Below are 21,709 nucleotides of genomic sequence, written 5' to 3' on the forward strand. Positions count from 1 at the left end.
ACCCGTTCTTTTATCTGGAAATCCAAAAATCTTGATGCGTCTTTTGCGTTTTTTTTGCTGGTCTAGCCTCGCCGCTTTTTGTGGTCTGGTACTCAGTTTCAGCGGTGCCTTCCTCTATCTTAGCCCCAGCCTTCCATCCGTCGAATCATTGCGCAGCATTCAGCTGCAGATTCCTCTGCGCGTTTACAGCAGCGACGCCAAGCTGATTGCCGAATTCGGTGAAATGCGCCGCTCGCCCATCGCCTTCGAAGACATTCCCCAAGACTTCATCAGCGCGCTGCTGGCAGCCGAAGACGACAACTTTGCCAATCATTATGGCGTCGACCTGACCAGCCTGATGCGCGCTGCGACGCAAATCTTGAAAAGCGGGCAAATCCAGAGTGGTGGCAGCACCATCACCATGCAGGTGGCAAAGAACTTCTTCCTGACCAGTGAAAGAAGTTTCTCACGCAAGATCAACGAGATACTTCTAGCTCTGCAAATTGAGCGAGAGCTCAGTAAGAACGAAATTCTTGAACTTTATGTGAATAAGATTTATCTCGGTAATCGCGCCTACGGTATCGAAGCAGCCGCTCAGGTGTATTACGGTAAGTCCATTCGCGACGTCACTCTTTCACAGATGGCCATGATTGCCGGACTTCCTAAAGCGCCTTCGCGCTTCAACCCGCTAGTCAACCCAACACGTGCCCTTGAGCGCCGCGACTGGATTCTCGGGCGCATGTTCAGCCTGGGTCGCATTGACCAGCAGCGCTACAAAGAGGCGCTCGCCGAGCCGATCAATGTCAGTTACCACGTGCCAACGCCCGAGCTGGTAGCGCCTTACATAGCCGAAATGGCACGAGCCGAGATGGTCGGGCGCTACGGCAGCGAGGCCTACACCGAAGGCTTTAATGTCACCACCACGGTACCGAGCGATCTGCAGCTGGCGGCCAATACGGCCGTACGCGAAGGCTTGATCACATACGACCAGCGCCACGGCTATCGCGGACCAGAAAGCCGGCTACCCGGCATGACCAAAGAAAATTGGTTAACCGAACTGAGCAAGCAGACGTCTCTCGGCGGCCTGGAGCCGGCCATTGTTACCGGCGTAGAGAAAAGCGGAATTATGGTCCTGCTGCGTAACGGCGAAGAACAGGCCGTGGCTTGGGACAGCATGAAGTGGGCGCGACCATTCCTTAACACCAACAGCCTTGGCCCACGCCCACAACAGCCTGCTGATGTGAGCCAGATAGGCGACCTGATTCGTGTGCAGCCTCAGGACGATGGAAGCCTGCGCTTCGTTCAGCTGCCCGCAGCACAAAGCGCTCTTGTTTCCCTGGATCCGAACAACGGTGCCATTCGCGCCTTGGTGGGCGGATTCTCTTTTGAGCAGAGCAACTACAACCGTGCCGCCCAGGCCAAGCGCCAACCCGGCTCGAGCTTCAAACCCTTCGTGTACAGCGCCGCGCTGGATAAAGGCTACACCGCCGCCACCCTGGTGAATGACGCGCCAATTGTGTTCACCGATGACGCGCTGTCGCAGGTTTGGCGACCGAAGAATGACAACAACACCTTCCTGGGTCCGATCCGCCTACGCGAAGCCTTGTACCGCTCGCGCAACCTCGTATCGATTCGCCTGCTGCAAGACCTCGGCATTGCCAGCACCTTGAGCTATATCGAGCGTTTTGGTTTTGACAAAAAGGACCTGCCGCCCAACCTGTCATTGGCGCTTGGCACCGCAAGCCTGACCCCAATGGAAATCGCCGAAGGCTGGAGCGTGTTTGCCAGCGGCGGCTACAAGACCGAGCCCTACCTGATCGAACGGATTGAGGATCGCACTGGCAAACAGCTGTTCAACGCCAACCCAGCGCAAACACCTACTGGCATCGCTCAGCGCGCAGAACAAAACAGCACGATACAACTCAGCACAGGCGACCAACCTCTGCCGCCTGAGCCGGTACTTGCCGAGCAGATCATTGATGGGCGCACCGCCTACATCATGACCAGCATGCTTCAAGATGTGATCAAACGCGGCACGGGGCGCCGCGCAATGGCCTTGGGCCGTGATGACCTGGCAGGCAAAACTGGCACCACCAACGAATCAAAAGACAGCTGGTTCTCTGGTTATAACGCCGACTACATCACCACGGTCTGGGCCGGCTTTGATCAGCCGGAAAGCCTGGGTCGCAATGAGTATGGCGGCACTGTAGCCCTGCCGATCTGGATGAGCTACATGGCTGCTGCCCTCAAGGACAAGCCAAGCCATCTACTGGCCGAACCCGAAGGTTTGCTGACCCTGCGTATCGATCCCCACAGCGGTCGCGCCGCCACACCGGATACACCGGAAGCCTATTTCGAGCTGTTCAAAAGTGAGGACTCGCCACCGCCCATGGGTGAGTTTGAGCCGGGCACCTACATCCCGGGCAGCCCGCTACCCGCTGACGAATCGGCGCCGATCGACCTGTTCTAAGCCACTCGGCACCTTAAGCAGCGGCTTAGCAAACCGGAAATCGCGCCAATAAAAAACCCGCCTTAGCGGGTTTTTTATTGCACTAGTGCTCAGCGATTAGCCGTTGAACACGTCGTTTACCGACTGCAACGGGTAATGCTTCGGATACGGCAGAGTCGCCACACCGCTTTCAATCGCGGCCTTGGCCACAGCATCGCAGACCACAGTGATCAGGCGTGGGTCCATCGGCTTCGGAATGATGTACTCACGGCCAAACGACAGGGCAATGCCGCCGTAAGCGTCACAGACTTCCTGGGGCACTGGCAGCTTGGCCAGGTCACGCAGAGCCAGGGCTGCAGCGATCTTCATTTCCTCGTTGATACGGGTCGCACGAACGTCCAACGCACCGCGGAAGATGAACGGGAAGCCCAGCACGTTGTTGACCTGGTTCGGGTAGTCGGAACGACCGGTGGCCATGATCACATCGCTGCGCACTTCGCGCGCCAGCTCCGGTTTGATTTCCGGGTCAGGGTTGGAGCAAGCGAACACAATCGGATTCGGCGCCATGCGCTTGAGGTCTTCAGCCGCCAGCAGGTTGGCACCCGACAGGCCGACGAAGACATCGGCACCGTCCAGGGCATCAGCCATGGTGCGCTTGGTGGTTTCGCTGGCGAACACCGCTTTGTACTGATTGAGGTCATCGCGGCCAGCGTGGATCACGCCTTTGCGGTCGATCATAAAGATGTTCTCGACCTTGGCGCCCATGCTCACCAGCAGCTTCATGCAGGAGATTGCGGCTGCGCCAGCACCCAGGCACACAATTTTGGCCTCTGGCAGTGTTTTACCGGCGATTTCCAGGGCGTTGAGCATGCCGGCCGCAGTCACGATCGCGGTGCCGTGCTGGTCATCGTGGAACACTGGAATGTCGCACTGTTCGATCAGCGTGCGTTCAATTTCAAAGCACTCGGGCGCCTTGATGTCTTCCAGATTGATGCCACCGAAGGTGATCGAGATGCGACGTACGGTGTCGATAAATGCCTGCGGGCTTTCAGACTCGACTTCGATATCGAATACATCGATGCCGGCAAAACGTTTGAACAGCACGCCCTTACCTTCCATCACCGGCTTGGAAGCCAGCGGGCCCAGGTCGCCCAGGCCGAGAATAGCGGTGCCGTCGGAAATCACTGCCACCAGGTTGCCTTTGCCGGTGTAGCGGTACGCCAGCTCCGGGTCACGCGCGATTTCGCGCACAGGCTCAGCGACACCTGGGCTATAGGCCAGGGACAGATCGCGCGCAGTTGCGGTGGGCTTGGTGAGCTCGACACTCAGCTTACCCGGACGAGGATTCGCATGGTATTCGAGAGCGGCTGTTTTCAAATCAGACATGTTGGCATTTCCGCTTTGGGCTGTTGAACAGGCAGGCGGCGAGGATACGCAAGTTGTATACAGCTGCACAAGACTGACGAGTCCGGATGGGCACGCCAGCCCTAGCGCACGACCTTCAGCCAGTCGCCAGTACGCGGCTGCCCTGATGGGTAGAGGTTATTCAGCAGGCGCAGAGTCTTCAGCGCATCCCCCGGCAACTTGCTGCCTTTGGCCAGCGCCTCGATGGTTTGTCCCGGCTTGACCTTGACCATCTGCAAGCGCAGCGGCTGCGCCTGCTGGAACTCGGCGCTAGTCATCGGCCGGAAGCTTTTGATCACGCTGAGAAACTGCTCATCCTGAGTTTCCAGCGAGGCGCGACCACGTACCGCTGCGACAAACAGGTAAACCCGCGCACCATGCTGGATAACCGCCACGCGCTTGGCGGCAGTGCCTGGAATCACCGCGCTATAGCCCTTGAGACCAGCCTGCTGCAACTCGACGCCGGCCACCAACCGCTGACCGCCGACGCGCTGGCGCAACAGTTCAGCCGGCGCCAGTTGCTGCGGGTTATCTTCCAAGGTCATGGCGATAAACGCCTGCTGATCGGCGGTGTGACCGATCAGCGCATCCGGACGATTGAGCAGGCTCCAGCCCTTGGGAAACGCCAGGGTGAAGTTCAGATCGGCATGGTAAAAGCGCTGACCGCGACGCACACCGGTTTCGGCAGAGTCGCCAAAGGGCAGACCTTCCAGGCGCTTGAGAAAGGCCTCGCGATTGACCTCCTGCTGACCGGTAGCCAAGGCCCGCGCCGGGCCCAGCACCTGCTGCAAACGCCGGTCGTTATCCGGATGGGTATCGAACAGCCCGTGGTAGCCGCCCGCAGGTTGCGCCTCACCGCGCACGGCAGCTTGATCGCGGGCAAAGTCTTCCTGATTTTTCAGCACCTTGACCACTTCGATCATCGCCTGCGGGTCATAACCGCTGCGCGCCAAGTACTGTGCACCCAGACCATCGGCCTCCAACTCCATGTCGCGGCCATAACCACGGACAACGGCACTGCCCAGCACGCCGGTGACATCGGCAGCGGCACCCACGCCAGTGCCAATCGCCACAGCCTGGCCGAGCAAACCCCAGGCTGTGGACTGGCTTTGCTGCTGCACACTGTGCCGCGCGGTGACGTGGCCGACCTCATGACCTAGCACGGCGGCCAGTTCGGCTTCCGAGCTGAGATAGGCCAGCAGCCCGCGATGGATATAGATGTAGCCGCCCGGCAGGGCAAAGGCGTTGATATCCGGGCTGTCGACCACGGTGAACTGATAGGCCAGCTGGTTGCGGTGGCTATTCTCCGCCACCCGCTCACCGACCTGCTGCACGTAAGCCTGCAGCTTCTCATCAGCGTAGCGCGGGTTTTCTTTGAGGATTTCCTGGTTGTAGCGGCGCCCGAGGTCGAGTTCCTGCTGCTCGCTCATCATCACGAAATCGCTGCGGCCAGTGGCCGGATTGACCGCACAGCCGGCTAACTGTACCAGCAGGACAGAGAGCGTCAGTACACGCAGGATCATGGCAGGGCCTCTAACATAGCCTTATCAGTCAATGGCAGCATCCAGCGCGCCTGTCCCGCGCGCAAGCCGCCACGCCTGGAGCGATCAATCACCCAGCCACGAGCCTCGACCTGGCGGCCTTCAAGGCTTTCGACCGCGCGCAGATCAAAATTGCCCAACGCCCGGGGTGCGATATGCAGCACCAGCGAATCGCCCATTTCCAGCCACAGACCGCCGCCATTGCGTTCGATACGCTGTACCTGCCCGCGGAGCAAAGCAAAGCCACCACGACTCAACTGCTTAGGCGCTAGCACTGGCGAATGCTGCCAGAGCCCCGCACGTGCCTGCCGCGCACTGCGCTCGGCGGCTTGCTGGCACTGCACCAGCGCCAGGTTAGGTGCAACCGCCACCTGATAGCCCAAGCCCTCGGCGAGTAGCTGCGCTTCCAGATTATTACCACGGTCGTCATAGGCGTGGGCCAGGGTGCGCCCGTAGTGGTCCTTGGCCTGTCGACCAAGCTGCAGGGCCACTCGACCATCACTGGCCGCCACCAGCGCCTGCAGGCGTTGGCGCGCGGCCTCGGCAAACGGCTCGGCGGAACGCCCCTGCCGACCCATCTCCGGGCTGTTCAAGCCAATCAACCGCACTGTGCGGCCATCGACCAGGCGCAAGGTGTCGCCATCTACCACCCGCTGCACCTTGGCACTGGGCAAGTTGGCCGGCGCCGGACAGAACGCCAGGGCGCCGCCGGCATAAACGCCGAAAACGAAAAAGGCGCCCACAAGGGACGCCTTTTTCAGTAGCGAGGTGAAACCCATGTGGGTCTGCGTCGCTGTGCGCAAGCTTACTGCTTGGCGCCGAACATGCCGAAACGCTGCTTGAAGCGATCAACACGGCCGCCGGTATCCAGCATTTTCTGCTTGCCGGTGTAGAACGGGTGGCACTCGTTGCACACGTCCAGGCTCAGCGGCTTGGCCAGGGTGGAGCGAGTTTCGATCACGTTGCCACAGCTGCAGGTGGCGGTGACGGCTACATAGTTCGGGTGGATATCGGCTTTCATGATGATTCCTCAGGGCTGTCGTGCCGCCACCAGACACTATTGTCAGGTACCGCACGGAAATAGGCCGGCGATAATACCAGAGCACCGCCGCGACGCAAGGCCGGCCGTCGACTGGCAGCATGCTAAGATCGCGCCCTGCAACCAGGAGCCCATCGCTTGCCAGACGTCATTTTGCGCCTCGCCTTGCCCTCGCCGCTGCGCCGCCTGTTCGACTACCGTGCCCCGCCCGGTGTGCCGCGCAGTGCCTTGCAGCCCGGTGCGCGGCTGCGCGTGCCGTTTGGTCGACGCGAAATGATCGGCATCCTGATCGAAGTCACGGAGCACAGCGACGTGCAGGCCGACAAGCTCAAGCCCGCCCTGCAATTACTGGACGCCCAATCGCCGCTGCCGCCCGCACTGTTCAAGCTGTGCCTGTGGACCGCGCAGTATTACCAGCATAGCCTGGGCGACACCCTGAGCTGGGCGCTGCCAGTACTGCTGCGCCAGGGCGAGCCGGCGGAAGTACGCCAACAGCGCTTCTGGTCGGTCACCGCCGGCGCGCAGTTGGACGACCCCCGCCTGAGCCGCGCACCGCGTCAGCGCGACGCCCTGAAAACCCTGGCCCAGCACCCCCACGGCGTTGCCCATGCACTGCTGAGCAAACTGCAGCTTAATAAGGACAGCCTCGACCTGCTGCTGGAAAAGGGTCTGGTGCAGATTGACGTGCGCCGTCATGCGCCGAGCGAGCGCCACGCCAACTGGTTGGCGCAGCCGGAGCTACCGCTGAATGCTGAGCAGCGCGCGGCCAGCGAGGCGATCCGCTCAGGTTTCGCCAGCTTCAACGCCTTTCTTCTCGCCGGGGTCACCGGCAGCGGCAAGACCGAGGTCTACCTGCAGCTGATCCGCGAAACCCTGGAGGCCGGCAAGCAGGCTCTGGTGCTGATCCCGGAGATCAACCTCGGTCCGCAAACCCTGGCGCGTTTCGAGCAGCGCTTCAACGCCCGTATTGCCCTGCTGCACTCGGCAGTGAATGACCGCGAACGCCTGGACGCCTGGCTGGCGGCGCGCGATGGCGAGGCGGACATCATCATCGGCACCCGCTCGGCGCTGTTCACCCCCATGCAGCGGCCAGGGCTGATCATCATCGACGAGGAGCACGACGCCTCCTATAAACAGCAGGAAGGTCTGCGCTACCACGCCCGCGACCTCGCCGTGGTACGTGCCCATCAGGAGAACATCCCGATCGTGCTGGGCTCGGCCACGCCCTCGCTGGAAAGCCTGCACAACGCCCACAGTGGCCGCTACGCCCTGCTGCACCTGCGTGAGCGCGCCGGCGGCGCCAAGCAGCCGCGTTTTCTGCGCCTGGATGTGAAAAGCCGACCGCTGGATTCCGGCATCTCCGGCCCCATGCAGCAGGCAATCGCACAAACCTTGCAGGCCGGCCAGCAAGTATTGGTGTTCCTCAACCGCCGCGGTTTCGCCCCGACCCTGCTCTGCCACGACTGCGGCTGGTTGTCCGAGTGCCCGCGCTGCGATGCACGCATGACCGTGCACCAGCGCTCACGCGAGCTGCGCTGCCACCACTGCGGCCACGTCGAGCGCCAGCCGAGTAACTGCCCGAAGTGCAACAACGTCGACCTGCGACCGGTCGGCGCCGGCACCGAGCGCGCCGAAGAACGTCTGGAGATTCTCTTCCCCGACGTGCCGGTCTTGCGCGTCGACCGCGACAGCACCTCGCGCAAGGAGGCCATGACCACCCTGTTCAACACCGTGCAGCGCGGCGAGCCGTGCATCCTGGTCGGCACGCAGATGCTCGCCAAGGGTCACCACTTCCCGCGCGTCACTCTGGTGGCGATTCTCGATGCCGATGGCGGCCTGTTCTCGGCGGATTTTCGCGCCAGCGAACGCATGGCCCAGCTGATCGTGCAGGTCGCCGGTCGTGCTGGGCGCGCCGAAGAACCGGGTAAGGTGATTATCCAAAGTCATCTGGCCGACCATCCTTTATTGGTACAGCTGACCGAACAGGGCTACTTCGCCTTCGCCGAACAGGCTTTAAGTGAACGGCGAGGTGCTGGCCTGCCGCCGTTCTGCCACCTCGCTCTACTACGTGCCGAGGCACACAAACCCGGCCAGGCTGAAGGTTTTCTCGATGATGCCTGCACGGAAGCAGAGCTGTTGCTGAACGAGCTGAAACTCAGCGGCATTGAACTGCTTGGTCCGGTGCCCGCGCCAATGGAGCGGCGCGCCGGCCGCTACCGCGCCCAGCTGCTGGTGCAGGCGAACGCCCGTGCGCCGCTGCATCGCTTACTCAACACTTGGATGCACGCACTGGAGCAGATGCCAAGCGGCCGCGCCGTGCGTTGGTCGTTGGACGTCGACCCCATCGATCTGTTCTAAGACAGGCCGCAGTGCGCAGCCTGTTACACTGCACGCCATTTCGTTTAGCAGGCCTGTACCGTGACCCACACCGCTTTCTCTTCTCTGCCGCTTTCCGCCGCCATGCTGGCGAACCTCGAGTCCCTCGGTTACAACGAGATGACCCCGATTCAGGCGCAGAGCCTGCCGGTAATGCTCAAGGGCATGGACCTGATTGCCCAGGCCAAGACCGGCAGCGGCAAGACCGCCGCCTTCGGCATCGGCCTGCTCAACCCGCTTAACCCGCGCTACTTTGGCTGCCAGGCACTGGTGATCTGCCCAACCCGCGAGCTGGCCGACCAGGTCGCCAAGGAACTGCGGCGCCTGGCGCGCTCGGCGGACAACATCAAAATTCTGACTCTGTGCGGCGGCGTACCATTTGGCCCGCAGATCGGCTCGCTGGAACATGGCGCGCAGATCATCGTCGGCACTCCGGGGCGCATCCAGCAGCACCTGAGCAAGGGCACGCTGAAACTCGACGGTCTGAACACCCTGGTGCTCGACGAAGCCGACCGCATGCTCGACATGGGCTTCTACGACAGCATCGCAGACATCATCAGCCAGACCCCGACACGCCGACAGACCCTGCTGTTCTCCGCCACCTACCCGGCCGGGATCAAGCAGCTGTCCGCGACGTTTATGCGCGATCCACAGCAGGTCAAAGCGGACGCCCTGCACGACGACACACAGATCGAGCAGCGTTTCTACGAAATCGCGCCAGAAGAGCGCATGGACGCGGTGGTCAAGCTGCTCAACAGCTATCGCCCGCAGTCCTGTGTGGCCTTCTGCTTTACCAAGCAGCAATGCCAGGAAGTGGTCGACCACCTGACCGCCAAGGGCATCTCGGCGGCCGCGCTTCACGGTGATTTGGAGCAGCGCGACCGTGATCAAGTGCTGGCGATGTTTGCCAACCGCAGCTTGTCGGTGCTGGTGGCCACCGATGTGGCCGCCCGGGGCCTGGATATCGATGCGCTGGACATGGTGATCAACGTCGAACTGGCGCGTGATTCAGAAATTCACATTCACCGCGTTGGCCGTACCGGCCGTGCCGGTGAAAAGGGCTTGGCCATGAGTCTGGTGGCCCCAGCCGAAGGCCACCGTGCTCAAGCCATCGAAACCCTGCAAAAGGCCCCACTCAACTGGCACCCACTGAGCAGCTTGAAGCACCAGGGCGGCGCGCCATTACAGCCACCGATGATCACCCTGTGCATCGGCGCGGGCCGTAAAGATAAACTGCGCCCCGGCGATATTCTCGGCGCACTGACGGGCGCGGCGGGCATCCCTGGCGCGCAGGTCGGTAAGATCGCGATCTTCGACTTCCAGGCCTATGTCGCCGTTGAACGGGTCGTGGCCATGCAGGCACTCAAGTGCCTGAGTGAAGGCAAAATCAAGGGCCGCTCGCTGCGTATCCGTACCCTATAGTTGCCATAAGCGCTAAACAGACGGTCGCCGTGACGCGACCAGCGACAGAGGAGTAGCACCCTTGCGCAATATTCTGGTGATCGAAGACAGCCCATTGGTGCTGAAGATTCTCGAGCATCTGTTCCGCAAGGAAACCGGCTTCCAACCGATCTTCTGCGCGTCGCTGGGCGAAGCCCAGGTGATGCTGGAGACCTCGGCGGAGCTGTTCTTTGCTGCGATCGTCGACCTCAACCTACCGGACGCCCCGGACGGTGAAATCGTCGACGTGGTGATGGGCTATCACCTGCCTTGCATCGTGCTCAGCGGCACCTACAACGAACAGCGCCGCGACCAGATGCTGCTCAAGGGCGTGGTCGATTACGTCCTCAAGGAAAGCCAGCACTCCTACGAGTACGCCTTCCGCCTGCTGCACCGCCTGGAAAGCAACAGCGCAGTGAAAATCCTCATTGCCGAGGACTCCGATGCCACACGCCACTACATCCGCCACGTGCTGACCCCGCATCGCTACCAAATTATTGAGGCCTGCGACGGCGATGAAGCCCTGAGGATCCTCAAGGAACAGCCGGACATCGACCTGCTGGTGGTCGACCACAGCATGCCGGGGCTCAGCGGTTTTGACCTGGTCAAACTGCTGCGCCAGAAGATGAAACGCCACGAACTGATCATTCTGGGCCTGTCCGCCGACACCAAGGGCTCACTCAGCGCCAAGTTTATCAAGCACGGCGCCGATGACTTTTTGCGCAAACCCTTCTGCTCGGAGGAGCTCAACTGCCGAGTGATGTCGACCCTGGAACGCCGCGACCTGCTGCGCGCGTTAAAACAAGCGGCGCAGTACGACGCCCTCACCGGGCTGAATAATCGCCGTGCGTTTTATGAACATGGCCAACAACTGTTCCAGCAGGCCCGCTCCGGCGGACGTGACCTGAGTGTGGCGATGCTCGATCTGGACTTTTTCAAACGGATCAACGACGACCACGGTCACGCCAGTGGTGATGCGGCACTCATCGGCTTTGCCCGGGCGTTTTCCGCCACCTTCCCAGACGCCCTGCTCGGTCGCCTGGGCGGGGAAGAGTTTGCCATGGTCAGCCAGCAGGACGCCGCCACCCTCAGCGACACCCTCGACCAGTTGCGCACGCACTGTGCCAGTTTGAAGTACGCCATCGGCGCACCTGCACTGTCATTCAGTGCCGGCATCTACCATGGCGCCCCTGATGACCTGGAAAGCCTGCTACACCAGGCCGACCTGCGCCTGTATCAGGCCAAGAGCCAGGGCCGCGGGCGCAACTGTTGGCAGTAATGTGCGCCAGTGGGTGATGCAACACCACAGGCCCTAGAGCCCATGGCGCAGAAAGATCTGCGCATAGCTGCCATCAGCGCGCATCTCCTCAATCGCCTTATTGAACGCATCGGCAATTTGCTGATGCTGCGGATGCTTGCGACTGACCAGGATGTGCAGACCGTTCTCGCTCAAGGGCTGCGGCAGAAACTCCAACTGATCACGAATCCCGGCCAGGCTGCGACTCAGGTGGAAGCGCGCCACCAGCTCATCCTCCAGGGTCAGTTGCACCCGCCGCGCCTGCAACATGCGCGCACCCACTTCAAAGCCGACTACACCGACTTTAGTCAGCCGACTGTCCTGATCAAACTCACTGGAGTAGGCATACCCGCGCACCACCGCGATGCTGTAGGGGTACAAATCCGGCAACGTACGGAAGTTGATATGACTGCCCTTGCGTTGCAGAAAACGGATGCGGTTGATCAGGTAGGGCTGCGAATAGTGGCCAAACACTGCCCGCTCATCGGTGTACCAGGCGTTGATCAGTACATCGTAAATTTCCTGCTGCAACCCACGCACCGCGCGCTCCCACGGCACCTGAGCGTAACTGGTGGTATAGCCGGCGCGGGCCAGAGCGGTGGCGACCAGGTCAGAGGCCACCCCGTTGTTCAGCAGCGTCTGGTCATTGAATGGCGGCCAAGGGTCCGCCACCAACCGCAAGGTCTCTGCAGCATGGCCACACAGAGGCGCCAACAGCACCCACGACAGCAGGCAGGCACGCAGTCCATTCATCAACGGCGATTCCAGAGAAAGCAGAGCACTAATCCTAGTCGATCACTGGCTCAGCCACACCCTAGTGACCATGCGCTACTATGCGCGCTGTTTTGCGCCAGCCTTGGCGCGTGTCGCAGATTGAGGAAATGGCTGTGCTTACCCCCCAGGTCGTGATTATCGGAGCCGGTGCTGCCGGGCTTATGTGCGCTTTGACGGCCGCCGCGCGCGGACGCCAAGTGCTGTTGTTGGATCACGCCAACAAAGCCGGCAAAAAAATCCTGATGTCCGGCGGTGGGCGCTGTAATTTCACCAATATGTACTGCGAACCCAGCAATTTCCTTTCGGAAAACCCGCACTTCTGCAAATCGGCCCTGGCGCGTTACACCCAGTGGGACTTTATCGGCTTAGTGGCCAAGCACGGCGTGCCCTACCACGAGAAGAAGCTCGGCCAGCTGTTCTGCGACCACAAGTCCAGCGACATCCTCGGCCTGCTGCTCAGTGAGTGCGACGAGGCCGGCGTCGACCTGCGCCTGGACACCTCGGTCAGCGAGATCAGCAAGCTGGACAGCGGCTACCAGCTGCAGACCAGCGCAGGCTTGGTGCGCTGCGCGTCACTGGTGATTGCCACCGGTGGCCTGTCGATCCCGACTCTTGGTGCCAGCGGCTTCGGCTATCAGGTGGCCAAGCAGTTCGGCCACGAACTGCTGCCGACCCGCGCCGGCCTGGTGCCGTTCACCCTCACCGACCCGGCGCTCAAGGCGCTGTGCACCGAGCTGTCGGGCACCTCGGTGGAAGACTGCGTGGTGAGCTGCAACGGGCAGAGCTTCAAGGAAAATATCCTGTTCACCCACCGCGGCCTGTCCGGCCCGGCGATTCTGCAGATTTCCTCATTCTGGCAACCCGGTGATGCCGTCAGCATCAACCTGCTGCCGCATATCGACCTGCCCGAGTGGCTGGAGCAGCAACAACGCGAACGCCCCAACAGTGAGCTGAAAACCCTGCTCGCCGAGCTGTTTACCAAGAAAATGGCCGGGTTGTTGGCCGACAACTGGTTCGCCTCCAAGCCGATGAAGCAGTACACCCACGCCGAACTCAAGGCGATTGCCGAGCAGCTCGGCAACTGGCAGCTGGTGCCCGCCGGCACCGAGGGTTACCGCACCGCCGAGGTGACCCTGGGTGGCGTCGATACCCGCGAAGTGTCATCAAAAACCATGGAATCGCTGAAATCACCGGGGCTGTATTTTGTCGGCGAAGTGCTGGATGTGACGGGGCATCTGGGTGGTTTCAACTTCCAGTGGGCCTGGGCCTCCGGCTATGCGGCAGCCCAATACGTCTGAGCCTCAGGGCGCCGGGGCAGGCTCAAGTGGCGGCAGGGGCTCACCCGGCAACCACTTCTGGTGGATCGCGGCAAAGCTGCCATCCCTCTTCATCGAGTCGAGTTCACGTTGCCAGCGGCTGATCAACGCATCATCCGTCTGCAGGGAAAATGCGATGTAGCTGTCGCTGTGCATGAAGTCGAACAACAGCTGCACTTCGTCCGACTGGATATCGCCCTGTGCCAGCAGGGCGTTAATGCTCAGGTTATCCAGCACCATCAGCTTGACCCGACCGCGCTTGAGCATGCTCACCACCTGCGCCGGCCCGGTGACCGGGGTCAGATTGCTGAAGCCTTCGGCCAGCAAGCGCTGGTGGCTATACCAGTCGCGCGGTACGGCAATTTCACCGTACTCACGTGCCTCTTCTAAACGGCTGATTGATAGAAAAGAGCGGCGCAGGGCGTAGAAACTGGTGACGTTGCGGGTAATCGGGCCAACCCACTTGAACAGCTGTTCACGCTCACGGGTGCGCATGGCCACAAATAAGCCAGTGTTCGGTCGGGTTAAGGCCTCCTGATACCCACGCGCCCAAGGCACCACGCTGATCGGCGCGCTCTGCCCGGTGCGCTGCAGGATGGCTTGCACCACTTCAGTGGCTAGCCCTTTGGGTTCGCCGTTCTCGCTGAAATTGATGGGCGGGTATTCTTCGGTGTAGAAGCGCAGCGGCTGAGCCTGTAAAACCCTGCACGACAAGCAGACAAGCAGCAACACGAGCAATCCACGCACACAGGTGTACAACACGGCAGATGCCTCGCGAATGGCGGATAGTTTAAGCGTAGCCCGGCCGCCGTGATTCACACCAACCCATCGATCGGCGCCACATTTTAATCGGTGGCAACACAGCTTACGGCTGCCAAGTCGACACAGACTCCGTTAGGCTGCTACCTGTTACGGTTGATCAAGGTCGGGCCATGCCGTCCACTGCGCTGCGCCACTCGCTTCGTCGCCTCTGGGCCCAGGATAAATTCAGCTACAGCCTGCGGGTGTTTATCGCACTCAGCGGTGCCTTGATGCTGTGCTGGTCGCAGGGCTGGATGCATGCGCTGATCCCGTTGTTTCTCGGCGTCATCGCCAGCGCCCTGGCGGAAACCGATGATAGTTGGCAGGGCCGCGTGGTGGCACTGCTGGTCACCCTCGGCTGCTTCAGCGTGGCGGCCTATGCGGTGGAATTTCTGTTCCCCTACCCCTGGCTGTTCGTCTGCGCCCTGGCGCTGTCGAGCTTTGCCCTGACCATGCTCGGCGCACTGGGCGAACGCTACGCCACCCTCGGCGCGGCCACGCTGATTCTCGCGGTGTACAGCATGATCGGCGTGGAGCAGCGCGGCGGCGCGGCGGGCCTCTGGCAGGAGCCATTACTGCTGGTGGCGGGCGCAGCCTGGTATGGCCTGCTGTCGGTGCTGTGGAATGCGCTGTTCGCCAACCAGCCGGTGCAGCACAGCCTGGCGCGGCTGTTTCGCGAGCTGGGCCAGTACCTCACGCTCAAGGCCGCGCTGTTCGAACCGCTGCGTCAGCTGGATGTGGAAGAACGCCGCCTGGCCCTGGCCAAACAGAACGGTCGCGTGGTGGCGGCGCTGAATGCGGCCAAGGAAATCATCCTGCACCGGGTCGGCAATGGCCGGCCGGGACCGAAAGTCAGCCGCTACCTGAAACTGTACTTTCTCGCCCAGGACATCCACGAACGCGCCAGTTCCTCGCACTACCCCTATAACGAGCTGGCCGAAGCGTTCTTCCACAGCGATGTGTTGTTCCGCTGCCAGCGCCTGCTGCGCCTGCATGGCGAAGCCTGTCAGCGCCTGGCCCAGGCCATCGAACTGCGCCAGCCGTTCGAGTACCGCGAGCTGTGCCGCCAGGCGCTCGACGATTTGCACGACTCCCTCGAACACCTGCGGGTGCAGAGCAACCCCGCCTGGCGTCACCTGCTGCGCTCCCTCGGCGCGCTGGCTGGCAACCTACGCAGCCTGGATACGCTACTGGGCAATGCCAGCAACCCTGACGCCATGGCGGAGCAGCAGGACAGCAGCCTGCTCGACCGCGAACCGCACTCGCTCAAGGATGTTTGGGAACGCCTGCGCCTGCAGCTGACGCCCACCTCATTGCTGTTCCGCCACGCCTTACGCTTGTCCATCGCGCTGGCGGCCGGTTACGGCGTGCTGCACTGGATTCACCCGACCCAGGGCTACTGGATACTGCTGACCACGCTGTTTGTCTGCCAGCCGAACTACGGCGCGACCCGGCTCAAGCTGGTGCAGCGCATCAGCGGCACGGTGCTCGGCCTGCTGCTCGGCTGGGCGTTGTTTGACCTGTTCCCAAATCCGCTGGTGCAAGCGCTGTTTGCGGTGGTCGCCGGGGTGGTGTTCTTTGCCCTGCGCAGCAGCCGCTACACCCTGGCCACCGCCGCCATCACCCTGCTGGTGCTGTTCTGCTTCAACCAGGTCGGCGACGGCTACGGGCTGTTTATCCCGCGCCTGGTCGACACCCTGCTCGGCAGCCTGATCGCCGGCCTGGCGGTGCTGCTGATCCTGCCGGACTGGCAGGGCCGCCGCCTGAACCGCCTGCTGGCCAGCACCCTGAGCTGCAACAGCCGCTACCTGCAGCAAATCATCGCTCAGTACGCCAACGGCAAACGTGACGACCTGGCCTACCGCCTGGCGCGGCGCAACGCGCACAACGCCGACGCCACGTTGTCGACCACCCTGGGCAATATGCTGATGGAGCCGGGGCACTTCCGTAAGGAAGCGGATATCGGCTTCCGCTTTCTGGTGCTCTCGCACACCCTCTTGAGTTACCTCTCAGGCCTTGGCGCGCACCGTGGCGAAACCAGCCTGAGCGGCAGCGACAACCCGCTGCTGGCCAGCGCCAGTCGCTTGGCCGCTAGCCTGGACGAGATTGCCAGCTGCCTGAGTGATGACCGCACAGTGGCCATTTACAGTGACGCCGAAGAACAGCTGGCCAGCGAGCTGGAAACACTCAGCGAAGACCTGGATGACCAACAACGACTGGTGCAAACCCAACTGGCGCTGATTTGCCGTCAACTCGGACCATTACGCACCCTGGCCTCACACCTGCAAAAACGCCAACCTGAGGCTTAACCTCAGGCTATACGGCGTAGCCAGCCACTATTGGCTAGCGCTTAGAGCAGGCTTTCTGCCAGTATGCCAGCGCACGCATACCACTCTGGTCGCTCTATGCTCACCGCCAGGAACATCGCTAATCGATCGCTACCGATCAGCCTAAGCAGCCTGGTCCTAGCGTTCTGTCTGCTGCTGGTAATGCCCCTGAGCCAGGCTGAAATACCCCTCGACGACCACACACCCGCGCAAAACCTCAATGATCTGGCCGATTACCTGGCGGACCCCGGCGGCACACTGACCCTGAAAGATATACGGCAGGTCGACGCCGACTTTCGTCATCGCAAGGATCTCAGCTTCGGCTACACCCGTGGGCCTATCTGGCTGCGCCTGCAGCTGCGTTCACACACCCTGCAAGCGCGTACCTGGCGCGTAGAGCTGGACTACCCCTCGCTGGATGAAGTGCGCCTGTACGATGTCGGATCAGACGGTATACGCACATCACGCTCTGGCGATACCGTACCCTACTCACAACGCAGCGTCGGCCACCGCACGCCGGTGTTCGACATACCCCTGCAACCTGGCGAGCAACGCACCCTGTACCTGCGCGTCGAATCGGCTGGCAGCATGACGCTGAGCGGCAGGCTGATGTCGCTCAGCGACTTCGAGCAGTACAGCCAACGCGGCTACATGGTGCATGCCACCTACTGCGGCGTACTGATTGCCCTGGGCCTTTACAACCTTCTGCTGTTTCTCGCGCTACGCGAGCGGCCTTTTCTCAACTATGTGCTGTTTATGTGCGCCTTTGCCCTCAGCGTACTGTCGCTCAACGGTCTCGGCGCGCAATACCTATGGCCGCAGGCTGCTCCCTGGAGCAACCGCATGCTGCCCGTCAGCCTGACATTGGCCGCACTCTTCTCGGCGATATTTGCCCGCAGCTTCCTCGACACACGTCAGTGGCTACCACGCTGGGATCGTGTACTGGTCGTGCTCTGCTTCGCGACTGCCCTGGCCGTTCTGGCCACCTTGCTGTTGCCAGTACAGCGTGCCTTACAGACCATGTCGCTGACCGGGCTGACGGTCACGGTCATGCTCCTGCTCACCAGCTTCGTCTGCGTCGGCTACCGCGTGCCAGGGGCCCGCTTATTTGCCCTGGCCTGGATGATGTTGCTGGCCGGCGCCGTGCTGCTGGCACTGCGTAATTTCGCCATCATCCCCTCGAATTTCCTGACGCTCTATTCCATGCAAATTGGTTCCAGCCTGGAAATGATCTTGCTGTCTTTCGCCCTTGCAGCGCGTTTCAATGAGCTGAAGCGGCAGCGAGAGGCGGCGCTGCAAAACAACGAACGGGTACTCGAAGAGCGGGTGGCCGAGCGTACCCAGGCACTTGAGGAGGCCAACCAGCGCCTGAGCGAGCAAGCCATGCGCGACCCACTGACGGGCCTTGCCAACCGTACTGCACTGCAGCAGCACCTGAGCCAGGCATTAAGCCGCAACCAGCGCCGCCAAGAGCTACTGGTCGTGATGCTGATTGACCTGGACGGTTTCAAACCCATCAACGACCTATATGGTCACGGCTTTGGTGACCTGGTATTGGCTGAAGTCGCCCAGCGCCTCAACCTGCAAATGCGCGAGAGTGATTTGGCGGCACGTTTGGGTGGCGATGAATTCGTGATGGTCTGCGAAAGCGTGCACTCAGCCGAGGCCGTCCAGCAGCTTGCCGAACGCCTGCTCGACCGCCTGAATCAGCCGATGACCGTCGAAGGACACACCGTGCATGTCGCGGCCAGTATCGGCATTGCCCTGAGCCAAGAAGAAGACGACACCACAACCCTGATTCGTCGTGCCGACGCGGCGATGTATCAAGCCAAAGCGGCAGGCCGTAACCGCACCCAGTTTGGCTGAGGCCACGCTAAAGGCATTCAGCGCCAGCCTGTCAGCTAGCTAATGCCGCACCCGCACGACCTTGAGGGAGCAGAGCTGTAGCTGCCCGCGCCAATGCTTTTCCGCTACCCTGCACGCCTGCCCAGAAAGTGCCTGCCATGAATAAGACCGAACTGCTGAAACAGGTAATCGCCCGCCTCGAAGCTGACCTGCTGCAGGCTCAACAGGCGGCGCTCACCGCCTATGAAGCGGCGACCCATGAAGAAAATATCGCTGAAAACAAATACGACACCCTAGGTCTGGAGGCGTCTTATCTAGCGACCGGGCAGGCGCGCCGTGCGGCCGCCATTCGCCAGACGCTGGGCAACTGGAAGCAGCTGGTGTTGCGCGCGTTTGACCCTCTACTGGGCATCCAGCTCGGCGCTCTGATTGAGTTGAGTGACGATGAAGACCGCCGCCAATGCCTGTTCCTCGGCCCGGACGGCGCAGCCATGAAACTGCAGCAGGACGGCCAAGCCATACAGGTGATCGGCCCGCAAGCGCCGCTTGGGCAGATCCTGCTGGGCAAGACCGTTGGCGACGAAGTGACCCTGCGCGTGGCCAGTGGTGTGCAACTGTTGGAGATTCTGTCGGTCGACTAAAGGGCTATCAGCCGATAGCGTTAAAGGGAGACCGCCATGCAAGCCAACGTCCAAGAGCTCGAAACACTGTTCCAGCAACTGGGGCTCGAGCATGACCAGATCAGCATCGACCTCTTTATCAAACGCCACTCCCCCTTGCCGGAAGGCTGCCGCCTGGCCGATGCACCGTTCTGGGACCCAGCCCAGGCCGACTTTCTGCGCCAACAGTTTTTAGCCGACGCTGAATGGGCCGAGGTGGTGGATCAGCTCAACCTGCTGCTACGGGGCTGACAGCACGCCTGCTGTTCCTGGCAGTTCCCGCCAGGTCAGGTAAACACGCAGGTCGAACTCCAGCTGGTGGTAGCCCGGCAGCATGTATTCGCAGAGTTTATAGAAGGCCTTGTTGTGCTCAGCCTCTTTCAGGTGCGCCAGCTCATGCACCACGATCATCTGCAAAAACTCCGGCGCGGCCTCGCGGAACAATGAGGCCACGCGAATTTCCTTCTTCGCCTTGAGCTTGCCGCCCTGCACCCGCGAGATTGCCGTGTGCAAACCGAGAGCACGGTGGGTCAGGTCGAGGCGATTGTCGTAGAGCACCTTGTCGATGGCCGGGGCATTGCGCAGGTGCTCCTGCTTGAGACCTTGGATATAGGCGTACAGCGCTTTGTCGCTCTGAACCGCGTGCTTGCCGCTGTAAGACCGCGCCAGATAATCTCCCAGGCGCTCCTCGGCAATCAGCTGACGGATCTTGTCTTGCAGCGGGGCCGGGTAGCCTTGCAGGTATTTGAGCGGGGTCATGGTCAAAATGGCGTATGCACGGGAAGGCCGAAGATTATGCCGCAAGCCGCGCGCAACCAGGGCGGCTTTTGGCACCGCAGCTACTGGCTCGGTACAACCCGCAGCAACCGACCATCAGCACTGTCAGTGAGTAAGTACAACGCGCCATCCGGACCGACACGCACATCGCGAATACGCTCTTCCAGCTCCTCGAACAGCACGTCCTCACCAGCCAACTTGCCGTCCTGCAGACGAATGCGTCGCACACTGCGCTCAGCCAAGGTCGAAGCAAACAGATCGCCCTGCCACTCTGGGAATAGTGCCCCGCGGTAAATCGTCAGGCTGGAAGGAGCGACCGACGGTGTCCAGTGCAGCAAGGGTTGCTGCAGGCCAGGCAGCTCGGTGTAAGGCGAAATCTGCGCACCGGTGTAGTCAATGCCATAGGTGATCAACGGCCAGCCATAGTTATTGCCGGGCTCGATCAGGTTCAGCTCGTCGCCTCCGCGTGGGCCGTGTTCGTGGCTGTAGAGGCGTTGCAGCTGATTGTCATAGACGATGCCCTGCACGTTGCGATGGCCCAGGCTGTAGATCTCCGCCGCCGCGCCGGCCTGGCCCACCAGCGGGTTGTCTTTCGGCGCACTGCCGTCACGGTTCAGGCGCACGATCTTGCCAAGGTGGTTGCTGGTGTTCTGGGCCTGCTCGCGCCAGTCGAAACCATCGCCCAGGGTCAGTACCAGGGTGTTATCCGGCAGCCAGGCCATGCGCCCACCGTAATGCGCAGCACCGGACTTAGCTGGCTGTGCGGTAAACAGCACCTGCACATCCTGCAGCTGACCATCGACCAGCCGCGCCTTGCTCAGACGGGTGTTGTTGGCCTGGGTCGTGCCGTATGCATAGCTCAGATACAGCTGCTGATTACTGGCGAACTCCGGGTCAAGCAGCACCTCCATCAGCCCGGCCTGGGCGGCGACAAACCCCTCGGGCACGCCGCCAACCGCTTGCGGATTAAGGCTGCCGTCCTGCTCGATGATGCGCAGGCGGCCGACGCGCTCGGTTACCAGCATGCGGCCATCTGGCAAGAAGGCCAGCGACCAGGGATGCTCCAGGCCTTCAGTCACGGTTTCGATGCGGTAATCCATGGCGTGCGCCAAGCTGCTGCCAAGCAGACCAAACAACAACAGAGCGCGGGACGTATTCAGCATGATTCGGGCCTTTTGCTTGCAGAGGGATAAATCAGGATTGCGCCGGCGATGAGCGCCGCACCAGCACGGCAAATAACAGCGCGCCCAGGCTGCCGCATGCCATCAGCCCGAGGGTGCCGGCAAACGTGCGGTTGGCGCCAATCAGCGTTGGCATCGGTAGCAGTGCATTGGCCAGCGCCATCGCCGCCAGCACCGCCAACGCACCGGCCAGGGTAAACAGCAGCCAGCGGCCCATTGGCCAGAGGCGCGCCAGCAGGCTTGCGGCTGGCAAGGCAAAAATAAAACCGAGGATCACCAGCATCGCGAAGGTCGGGCTAAAGCCCAACAGGTCCAGGCAGGTGGTCTGCACCCGCACACCAAGCGGCATGGGCGCGCCAAGCGCCTGCAGGTTGGCCAGATTGAACTGGGTCTGCAGCACAGTGCCCATCACACTCGCCAGCAGCACAGCCAGAAAGAAGTACAACAGAATGCGCAATTTGCTTGGCATGCAGACAGATATCCAGAGACAACGGTGGCCCGAGT

General features: G+C 61.5%; 18 protein-coding genes. 9 read left to right on the plus strand and 9 right to left on the minus strand.

Features of this window, described 5'->3' with window-relative positions; all coding sequences use genetic code 11:
* Nucleotides 1-34 precede the first annotated feature (34 nt).
* Nucleotides 35-2,449, plus strand: coding sequence for a penicillin-binding protein 1A (locus tag HCI85_RS06580; RefSeq protein WP_446730772.1), 2,415 nt, complete (start codon nt 35-37; stop codon nt 2,447-2,449).
* A gap of 96 nt (nt 2,450-2,545) precedes the next feature.
* On the opposite strand, the gene HCI85_RS06585 is transcribed toward HCI85_RS06580, so the two are convergent.
* The 4 genes from HCI85_RS06585 to rpmE all read right to left on the minus strand — a co-directional run bounded on the left by HCI85_RS06585 (nt 2,546) and on the right by rpmE (nt 6,394).
* Entirely contained in the window at nt 2,546-3,814 is a 1,269-nt protein-coding gene (locus HCI85_RS06585) for a malic enzyme-like NAD(P)-binding protein (protein WP_167143275.1), read from the minus strand.
* Between the two features lie 101 nt (nt 3,815-3,915).
* Nucleotides 3,916-5,355, minus strand: a complete 1,440-nt coding sequence (locus tag HCI85_RS06590) for a M48 family metalloprotease (protein WP_167143278.1) — start codon at nt 5,353-5,355, stop codon at nt 3,916-3,918.
* The gene (locus HCI85_RS06595; protein ID WP_167143279.1) at nt 5,352-6,152 is read right to left on the minus strand and encodes a thermonuclease family protein; all 801 of its coding nucleotides are present in this window, start codon (nt 6,150-6,152) and stop codon (nt 5,352-5,354) included. The genes HCI85_RS06590 and HCI85_RS06595 overlap by 4 nt, the downstream gene beginning before the upstream one ends.
* A 26-nt stretch (nt 6,153-6,178) precedes the next feature.
* A complete protein-coding gene (gene rpmE / locus HCI85_RS06600; RefSeq protein ID WP_090249983.1) occupies nt 6,179-6,394 on the minus strand; it encodes a 50S ribosomal protein L31 in 216 nt (71 codons plus the stop codon).
* A 156-nt stretch (nt 6,395-6,550) separates the two neighbouring features.
* Here rpmE and HCI85_RS06605 point away from each other — a divergent pair, with 156 nt between their 5' ends.
* The 3 genes from HCI85_RS06605 (at nt 6,551) to HCI85_RS06615 (ending at nt 11,507) form a co-directional block, all read left to right on the plus strand.
* Complete coding sequence (locus HCI85_RS06605) at nt 6,551-8,770, plus strand: primosomal protein N' (protein ID WP_167143281.1); 2,220 nt, start codon at nt 6,551-6,553, stop codon at nt 8,768-8,770.
* 60 nt (nt 8,771-8,830) lie between these two features.
* Entirely contained in the window at nt 8,831-10,210 is a 1,380-nt protein-coding gene (gene dbpA, locus HCI85_RS06610; RefSeq protein ID WP_167143284.1) for an ATP-dependent RNA helicase DbpA, read from the plus strand.
* Nucleotides 10,211-10,271: 61 nt separating this feature from the next.
* The gene (locus tag HCI85_RS06615) at nt 10,272-11,507 is read left to right on the plus strand and encodes a diguanylate cyclase domain-containing protein (protein ID WP_167143288.1); all 1,236 of its coding nucleotides are present in this window, start codon (nt 10,272-10,274) and stop codon (nt 11,505-11,507) included.
* 33 nt (nt 11,508-11,540) lie between these two features.
* On the opposite strand, the gene HCI85_RS06620 is transcribed toward HCI85_RS06615, so the two are convergent.
* The gene (locus HCI85_RS06620; protein WP_167143291.1) at nt 11,541-12,278 is read right to left on the minus strand and encodes a substrate-binding periplasmic protein; all 738 of its coding nucleotides are present in this window, start codon (nt 12,276-12,278) and stop codon (nt 11,541-11,543) included.
* 128 nt (nt 12,279-12,406) lie between these two features.
* Between HCI85_RS06620 and HCI85_RS06625 the strand changes: the two genes are divergently transcribed.
* Nucleotides 12,407-13,597, plus strand: coding sequence for an NAD(P)/FAD-dependent oxidoreductase (locus tag HCI85_RS06625; protein ID WP_446730773.1), 1,191 nt, complete (start codon nt 12,407-12,409; stop codon nt 13,595-13,597).
* 3 nt (nt 13,598-13,600) lie between these two features.
* On the opposite strand, the gene HCI85_RS06630 is transcribed toward HCI85_RS06625, so the two are convergent.
* Entirely contained in the window at nt 13,601-14,347 is a 747-nt protein-coding gene (locus tag HCI85_RS06630; protein ID WP_241693736.1) for a substrate-binding periplasmic protein, read from the minus strand.
* 200 nt (nt 14,348-14,547) lie between these two features.
* Between HCI85_RS06630 and yccS the strand changes: the two genes are divergently transcribed.
* From yccS to HCI85_RS06650, 4 genes are all read left to right on the plus strand, one after another.
* Nucleotides 14,548-16,725: a YccS family putative transporter gene (gene yccS / locus HCI85_RS06635; protein ID WP_167143298.1), complete on the plus strand. Its 2,178-nt coding sequence runs from the start codon at nt 14,548-14,550 to the stop codon at nt 16,723-16,725.
* 96 nt (nt 16,726-16,821) lie between these two features.
* Nucleotides 16,822-18,609 carry a diguanylate cyclase domain-containing protein gene (locus HCI85_RS06640; protein ID WP_167143300.1) on the plus strand — a complete coding sequence of 596 codons (1,788 nt, stop codon included), beginning with the start codon at nt 16,822-16,824 and terminating at the stop codon, nt 18,607-18,609.
* A gap of 137 nt (nt 18,610-18,746) precedes the next feature.
* Nucleotides 18,747-19,229 (plus strand): GreA/GreB family elongation factor, encoded by a 483-nt coding sequence (locus tag HCI85_RS06645; protein WP_167143304.1) that lies wholly within the window; start codon nt 18,747-18,749, stop codon nt 19,227-19,229.
* Nucleotides 19,230-19,265: 36 nt separating this feature from the next.
* A complete protein-coding gene (locus HCI85_RS06650; RefSeq protein ID WP_167143307.1) occupies nt 19,266-19,499 on the plus strand; it encodes a DUF2789 family protein in 234 nt (77 codons plus the stop codon).
* Here HCI85_RS06650 and HCI85_RS06655 read toward each other — a convergent pair.
* The 3 genes from HCI85_RS06655 to HCI85_RS06665 all read right to left on the minus strand — a co-directional run bounded on the left by HCI85_RS06655 (nt 19,488) and on the right by HCI85_RS06665 (nt 21,674).
* Nucleotides 19,488-20,006: a YgjP-like metallopeptidase domain-containing protein gene (locus tag HCI85_RS06655; protein WP_167143308.1), complete on the minus strand. Its 519-nt coding sequence runs from the start codon at nt 20,004-20,006 to the stop codon at nt 19,488-19,490. The genes HCI85_RS06650 and HCI85_RS06655 overlap by 12 nt on opposite strands.
* An 80-nt stretch (nt 20,007-20,086) precedes the next feature.
* Entirely contained in the window at nt 20,087-21,187 is a 1,101-nt protein-coding gene (locus HCI85_RS06660) for a PQQ-dependent sugar dehydrogenase (protein ID WP_167143309.1), read from the minus strand.
* Nucleotides 21,188-21,218: 31 nt separating this feature from the next.
* On the minus strand, nt 21,219-21,674 hold the full coding sequence (locus tag HCI85_RS06665; protein WP_167143310.1) for a hypothetical protein: 456 nt from the start codon (nt 21,672-21,674) through the stop codon (nt 21,219-21,221).
* Nucleotides 21,675-21,709: the final 35 nt, after the last annotated feature.

It is taken from the genome of Pseudomonas sp. OTU750018 (assembly GCF_011636575.1).
GTDB lineage: Bacteria > Pseudomonadota > Gammaproteobacteria > Pseudomonadales > Pseudomonadaceae > Aquipseudomonas > Aquipseudomonas peli.